Consider the following 6,873-nt stretch of genomic DNA (forward strand, 5'->3'; position numbering starts at 1 on the left):
GGCGACGGCGTCGGCTTTGGCCAGGCGCAGGGTTTCCACCAGGTACCGGTACAACCCCACCGATCCGGTCGTGGTCCACAACTGTCGGTCGTTGATCTCGACCACGTGCCGATGCCCGACCGTTTCGAGGCGGCGGCGGCATGCTTCCAGTCCTTGGACGCGGGCGGCGAATGCGGTGTCGGTGAATCCGGTCAGGTCCTCGGCCAGCAGTGTGTCGATCGCGGTCGCCAACATGGCGAGCGCGGGATCGCGCTGCTGGATTTCCCCCTCCGAATTCATACAGCTATTCTACCGCGAAACCCATTGCGGCAGAACAGAAAACCTCATCTGAACCGCACATCTTCACATGCCTTTTGTCCGCTATAGCCCCCGTCTCATTCCCCATTCTCGAGATAGATCGGAAACCTGCCCGAGTCGAAAACTCGAACCGTCGCTCTGATCCGCCGTACCAGCCGCGGCACCGTATATCGCTCCAGATCCGGAAGTCGCACGTAACGAGCCTCGGCCAACTCGCCATCGGGAAATCGCAACCGAGCGACATCCACACCATCGAGTTCGGGCGCCGCGAAGAGGAAGAGCAGCTTGTCACCCGCCCTGTCCGGCGCCCAATCCACCGCCGCGAAACGCAAGTCGCGCACGGTGATTCCCAACTCCTCCCGGATTTCCCGGCGGCAGGCGTCCAGGGGAGACTCACCGATCTCGACATATCCACCGGGGATATCCCAGTGGTCCTTGTAAGTGGGCCGCACCAGCAGTACCGACGACTCCCGCACGATGACCGCCCCGGCGGCAACGCGCGGAGCCGCCATGCGCGAAACCGGCTCGGTGCTCATGCGTGGCCATGGTATCGGCGCCCCTGGGCATTGGCGTCCGTTCAGGCCCCGTCGGCTGGCGCTGCTGTTCTGCGCCACAACCGGATCGTGACCGCGATGGCCGACACCATCAATGCGATCCCGCCGACGGAGCCGACCAGTAGCAGCCAAGTCCAGCGCGGTTCGCGTTCCTCGAACTCGTAGGAGAGCGCGTTGGTCCACACATAGAGCAGAACGCCCATACATGCGAAATAGGCTCCGAGAAGCACCGCGACAGCGGCGGTGAGAGCGAGCGCGACTCTACGAATGGCGGTCTTTCGCCGTGCTGTCATTTCAATGTCCCCGGTTGGTTGTCCTGACTGGTTGTTCGCATCTCGCCGCGGCATCCCTGGCGGTCGGTGCCGGAGCGAATATCGAAGTCGTGCAGCGAATGCTGGGGTGCAAGACCGCCATTGCTGGTCCTGGACCGCTGTGGGCACCTGCTCCCGAACGGCCTGGACGCCGTCGTCGCGGGGACGGAGGCCGATACGCGGGTTGCCGCGTACCAACTGCGTACCGCATGAGGAAGGGCCGTTCCGCTGATCTCGGAAACGGCCCCTGACCTTGGTGCCGAGTGTGGGACTCGAACCCACACGTCCTTTCGGACAACGGTTTTTGAGACCGTCGCGTCTGCCAGTTCCGCCAACCCGGCGCACCGGGTGAAAACTATAGCGGGTGATCTGGCTGGGGACCTAACCACGCCGGGGATCGGGGGGTGACGTTGTGATACTGGTCGGTTTGCGCTGGGTAGATGGGTTGTGGGCGGAGGTGGGCGGTAGTCTTTGGTTACTCGGATGCGTGCCGGTCGGCGAGGGTGGCGTCGGACGAGCAGCATCGGTGTTGGTTATCGGAAGCGACAGGGGTCTATCTATGGGAACGACAGCAGGGGGCGCGGGCGCGAAGAAGGACTCCGCGCCGTCCGCCCCCAAGCGGGTGGTGGTCGCCGAGGACGAGGCCCTCATCCGGATGGATCTCGTCGAGATGCTCTCCGAGGAGGGCTATAACGTCGTCGGTGAGGCGGGTGACGGCCAGCAGGCGGTCGACCTGGCCGAGGAACTGCGTCCGGATCTGGTGATCATGGACGTCAAGATGCCGCGGCGGGACGGGATCGACGCCGCCGCCGAGATCGCCTCGAAACGCGTTGCCCCCGTGGTGATTCTGACCGCGTTCAGCCAGCGCGACCTGGTGGAGCGGGCCCGCGACGCCGGTGCGATGGCGTACCTGGTCAAGCCGTTCACGAAGTCGGATCTGGTGCCCGCCATCGAGCTGGCCGCCAGCCGCTTCCACGAGATCACGGCCCTCGAGGGGGAGGTCGCCAATCTCGCGGACCGGCTCGAGACCCGCAAGCTGGTGGAGCGTGCCAAGGGTGTGCTCATGCAGACGCAGGGGCTATCGGAACCGCAGGCTTTCAAGTGGATACAGCGCACGGCCATGGACCGACGCACCACCATGAAGGCGGTCGCCGAAGTGGTGCTGGAGAATCTCGCACCCAAGTAATAGTTAACCGCTATGTTGCCGGGGTGGATCGTAGATCCTTAACGCCCTGGCAACACGGGCGGGGAAATAGTTTGTCTCGATGTCACACGACTGATGCGAATGTGATGCGCAGCTAACGCGGCGGGGTTATGTTCTGACCGGGCCGACATGATGAGGGCGGCCCCCTCGGCGAGCCGGGGAGTACAGAACATAGAGGTGAATCGTGCTTGGTTCAATGACGCGCACGTCTTCCCTGCGGCGCGGTCGCATGGCACGCGCGGTGGTCATCGGGGCGGCAGCGGCGCTCGCGCTGGCGGGATGCAGCGACAAATCGACCGACGGTGGTGCGGAGGGCGGGGGGCTGAGTATCCAGCCGCTGGTTCAGGTCGACCTCGAGGGCAACGAGGTAGCTGCCACCGATTCCAAGGCCGCCGCGGATCCGGCCGGTGACGGCAATGCCAAGTGCGCCCCGCAGTCCATCGCCATGGCGGGTCCGCTGACCGGCCCCAATGCCAACCTCGGCCTGAACATCGTCCGCGGTGCCAAGCTGGCTGTCGACGAGTTCAACAAGGCCAATCCCGACTGTCAGGTGACGCTGAAGGAATTCGACACCGAGGGCAACCCGCAGAAGGCCACCCAGGTGATCCCGACGATCATCAACGATCCGTCGATCGTCGGCCTGCTCGGCCCGACCTTCTCCGGCGAGACCAAGGCGACCGGTCAGGTGCTCAGCGATGCCGGACTGCTGGCGCTCTCCCCGTCGGCCACCAATGTCGATCTCACCAAGAACGGCTGGAAGACCTTCTTCCGCGGCCTCGGCAATGACGGCATCCAGGGCCCGGCGGTCGCCAACTATCTGCTGCAGACCGGCAAGTACAAGAAGATCTGCGTCGTCGCGGACAACACCGACTACGGTGTCGGCCTGGCCCGGACCCTGACCGAAACCCTGGGTTCGGTCGCCGACCCGAGTTGCGCGGTGAACGTCAAGGAAGGCGACAAGGACTTCTCCGCCGCGGTGTCGAAGCTGTCGTCGGCCGCGCCGGACGCCATCTACTACGCGGGCTACTACGCCGAGGCGGCCCCGCTGGTCCAGCAGCTGCGCTCGGGCGGTGTGACGGCCGAATTCATCTCCGACGACGGAGCCAAGGACGTGGAGTTCGTGCGCCAGGCCGGTGACGCCGCCGAGGGCGCGCTCATCTCCTGCCCGTGTGGTCCCTCACCGGACGAGTTCACCCAGGCGTACAAGGACCTCAACGGCTACGACCCGGGCACCTACTCCACCGAGGGCTACGACCTGACCACGATCATGCTGAAGGGCATCGTCGCCGGCAAGGTGACCCGCGCCGACATGGTCGAGTACGTGCGCACCTACCAGGGACAGGGCCTGGCCCGCGAGTACAAGTGGGGCCCGACCGGTGAACTGGAGAAGGCGCTGATCTGGATGTACGAGGTCAAGTAGCAGCACCGATTCGAAACAGCGTGTGCCGGAATTACGGGCCGGTTGTCGGGCCCGGCCGGCACACGCTGTTTCCTCTACGGCGAAAGTAACGAATGTCTTCACCAGCTGTGACCCTGCTGGCGAACGGGTCCATCGATTTCAATGTCACCGGTGTGATCGACCAATTCTGGCGGCTCACCGTCGACGGTCTCACCTACGGTTCGATCTACGCTCTGGTCGCGGTGGGCTACACCCTCGTTTACGGTGTACTGCGCCTCATCAATTTCGCCCATTCGGAAGTATTCATGCTGGGCATGTTCGGTCAGTTGATCGGACTGATGCTGCTCGGTTTCGGGGCCAGCGGAAATGTCTACGCGCAGGGCACCGGATTGACGATCGTGTACCTCGGCACGGCGATGGTGATCGGCATGCTGGTCTCCGGCGGCGCCGCGGTCGGTTTGGAGCGGGTCGCGTACCGGCCATTGCGCAAACGCGGCGCGAAACGGCTCATCTTCCTGATCACCGCGATCGGCATGTCGTTCGTGCTCCAGGAGTTCGTGCACTACGTGCTGCCGAAGATCTGGCCGGGTATGGGCGGCACCAATGCCCAGCAGCCGATCATGCTGGTGCGGCCGACGGAACTGTTCTCCATCTTCGACGCCGCCGTCACCAATACCGCGGTCGTCATCGTCGTGGCCGCGATCCTGTTGGCCGTCGCCACCGAATTCTTCATCAACCGAACCAAATTCGGCCGCGGCGTGCGCGCGGTCGCGCAGGATCCGGATACCGCCACCCTGATGGGCGTCTCCCGTGAGCGGGTCATCATGCTGACCTTCTTCATCGGCGGCCTGCTCGCCGGTGCCGCGGCGCTGCTGTACACGCTGCGGGTGCCCAACGGCATCATCTACTCCGGCGGATTCATTCTGGGCATCAAGGCGTTCAGCGCCGCCGTGCTGGGCGGGATCGGCAACCTGCGGGGCGCGTTGCTGGGCGGACTGCTGCTCGGGCTGGCCGAGATGTACGGGCAGATCCTGTTCGGCACCGAATGGCGCGACGTGGTCGCCTTCGTACTGCTGGTCGCCGTGCTGATGTTCCGGCCGACCGGCATTCTGGGTGAGAGTCTGGGGAGGGCCCGCGCATGAGCGAACCGAAGACGACCGACCGCCCACAGGACACGGAACGGACCATGCGCGGCGTCGGCGATGCGCTGCGCGCCTGGTGGGGCGGTTTGTCCCGCCCCGCGCAGTGGGCCGTCGGCGTACCGGCCATCGTGGCGCTGGCGCTGCTGCCACTGTTCCCGCCGCCGCTGCTCGACACCCCGGGCACCAGCTTCGGCGGTGTGATGGCGCAGTTCGCCATGACGGCGCTCATCGCCATCGGCCTGAATGTCGTTGTGGGACAGGCGGGTCTGCTCGATCTGGGCTATGTCGGCTTCTATGCCGTCGGCGCCTACTCGGTGGGCCTGCTCACCAGTCCGAACAGTCCGTGGAATCAAACCGACGGCGGCTTCCTCAATACCAAGTGGGCATGGCTGGCCTGTGTGCCGATCGCTATTCTGCTCACCGCCATCTCCGGGCTCATCCTGGGGACGCCGACACTGCGGTTGCGCGGCGACTACCTGGCCATCGTGACCCTCGGCTTCGGTGAGATCGTGCGGCTGCTGGCCGACAACCTCGGCGACATCACCAATGGCAGCCTCGGTCTGTCCGGTATCGCCTACCCGCGAGTCGGTGAATCGGAGGACCATCCGGGCGGCTACTTCTCCTCCGGCAATCTCGGCGACTCCGAGAGCGGAAATCTGTTGGACCGGGCCAACTCCGGCACCTGGTGGTTCTGGATCGGCATGGCGCTGGTGATCGTGGTGCTGGTGCTGGTGGGCAACCTCGAGCGCAGCCGCGTCGGCAGGGCCTGGGTGGCCATCCGCGAGGACGAGGACGCCGCCGAGATGATGGGGGTGCCCGCCTTCAAGTTCAAACTGTGGGCCTTCACCATCGGCGCGGCCATCGGCGGTCTGTCGGGTGCGCTGTACGCGGGCCAGGTGCAGTACATCAATCCGGGCGTGTTCAACATCATCAACTCCATGCTGTTCCTGTGCGCCGTGGTCATCGGTGGTCAGGGCAACAAGCTCGGGGTGATCGTGGGCGCGTTCCTGGTGGTGTACCTGCCGAACCGGTTCATGTCGGTGGAGGTGGGCGGCCAGTCGCTCGGTGACTACAAGTATCTGTTCTTCGGTCTCGCGTTGGTGGTGGTGATGATCTTCAGGCCGCAGGGTCTGTTCCCGGTCCGGCAGCGACTGCTCGCCTACGGGCGGCAGGTGTACCGGGCGGTGCACAAACCGGTGGCGTCCGCTACGACGGGAGCACGGCGATGACCGGGCCCGGCGCGGGCGACGCGCTGTACGACAACGAGGATTTCGCGGCCGGATACACCGAGGCCCCGGAGGCCGAGAGCACCGGCACCCTGGACGTCTCCGAGGTGCTGCCCGGTCTGGGCAGTGCGGCGGCCGTCGCCGAGGTGGTCGCACCGCATCGCGAGATCGAGACCGCGGTCGGCGCACCGCTGCTGCGCACCGACGACCTGACCGTGCGGTTCGGCGGCCTGACGGCCTTGGATCAGGTCAGTTTCGAGATCCGGCGCGGCGAGATCCTCGGCCTCATCGGGCCCAACGGGGCGGGCAAGACCACCTGCTTCAATGCCATCACCGGGGTCTACCGGCCGAGCGGGGGCACCGTCACCTTCGACGGGAAGCCGCTCACCAAGACCAAACGCAACGAGATCACCCGGCTCGGCATCGCACGCACCTTCCAGAACATTCGGCTGTTCGAGGAGATGACCGCGCTGGAGAACGTGGTGGTGGGAACCGATGCGCGGCACCGGACTTCGGTGCCCGGCGCATTGTTCCGCACCGCACGCCACCGGCGCGAGGAGCACGATGCCATCGAGCGCGGGATGGCGCTGCTGGAATTCGTCGGCATCGCGCCGCGCGCGGTGGAGAAGGCGCGCAATCTGTCCTACGGCGACCAGCGTCGGCTGGAGATCGCGCGGGCGCTGGCCACCGAGCCGAAACTGCTGTGCCTGGACGAGCCCGCCGCCGGATTCAACCCGAGC

7 protein-coding genes, 1 tRNA gene and 1 pseudogene are annotated in these 6,873 nt (G+C 65.5%); 5 read left to right on the forward strand and 4 right to left on the reverse strand.

All coding sequences use genetic code 11. The annotated features are described in order from the left end of the window. The 4 genes and pseudogenes from QK444_RS29795 to QK444_RS29810 all read right to left on the reverse strand — a co-directional run. A pseudogene (locus QK444_RS29795) lies at positions 1–279 on the reverse strand (hypothetical protein); the annotation flags it as partial. Positions 280–374: 95 nt separating this feature from the next. Continuing rightward, positions 375–833, reverse strand: coding sequence for an NUDIX hydrolase (locus tag QK444_RS29800; RefSeq protein ID WP_282785447.1), 459 nt, complete (start codon positions 831–833; stop codon positions 375–377). A 41-nt stretch (positions 834–874) separates the two neighbouring features. Continuing rightward, on the reverse strand, positions 875–1,054 hold the full coding sequence (locus QK444_RS29805) for a hypothetical protein (RefSeq protein ID WP_282785448.1): 180 nt from the start codon (positions 1,052–1,054) through the stop codon (positions 875–877). A 362-nt stretch (positions 1,055–1,416) separates the two neighbouring features. Next, a tRNA-Leu gene (locus QK444_RS29810) sits at positions 1,417–1,503 on the reverse strand. 218 nt (positions 1,504–1,721) lie between these two features. Here QK444_RS29810 and QK444_RS29815 point away from each other — a divergent pair. The 5 genes from QK444_RS29815 to QK444_RS29835 all read left to right on the forward strand — a co-directional run. After that, positions 1,722–2,348, forward strand: coding sequence for an ANTAR domain-containing response regulator (locus QK444_RS29815; protein WP_029929050.1), 627 nt, complete (start codon positions 1,722–1,724; stop codon positions 2,346–2,348). Between the two features lie 247 nt (positions 2,349–2,595). Beyond that, the gene (locus QK444_RS29820) at positions 2,596–3,786 is read left to right on the forward strand and encodes a branched-chain amino acid ABC transporter substrate-binding protein (RefSeq protein ID WP_282785449.1); all 1,191 of its coding nucleotides are present in this window, start codon (positions 2,596–2,598) and stop codon (positions 3,784–3,786) included. Between the two features lie 92 nt (positions 3,787–3,878). Further along, positions 3,879–4,907, forward strand: coding sequence for a branched-chain amino acid ABC transporter permease (locus QK444_RS29825; RefSeq protein WP_282785450.1), 1,029 nt, complete (start codon positions 3,879–3,881; stop codon positions 4,905–4,907). Further along, on the forward strand, positions 4,904–6,136 hold the full coding sequence (locus tag QK444_RS29830) for a branched-chain amino acid ABC transporter permease (protein WP_282785451.1): 1,233 nt from the start codon (positions 4,904–4,906) through the stop codon (positions 6,134–6,136). The genes QK444_RS29825 and QK444_RS29830 overlap by 4 nt, the downstream gene beginning before the upstream one ends. Continuing rightward, positions 6,133–6,873: ABC transporter ATP-binding protein (locus QK444_RS29835; RefSeq protein ID WP_282785452.1), on the forward strand; the 741-nt coding region annotated here is incomplete at its 3' end. The genes QK444_RS29830 and QK444_RS29835, both read left to right, overlap by 4 nt.

The sequence above is a fragment of the Nocardia sp. CC201C genome, assembly GCF_030010695.1.
GTDB classification, from domain to species: Bacteria; Actinomycetota; Actinomycetes; order Mycobacteriales; family Mycobacteriaceae; genus Nocardia; species Nocardia otitidiscaviarum.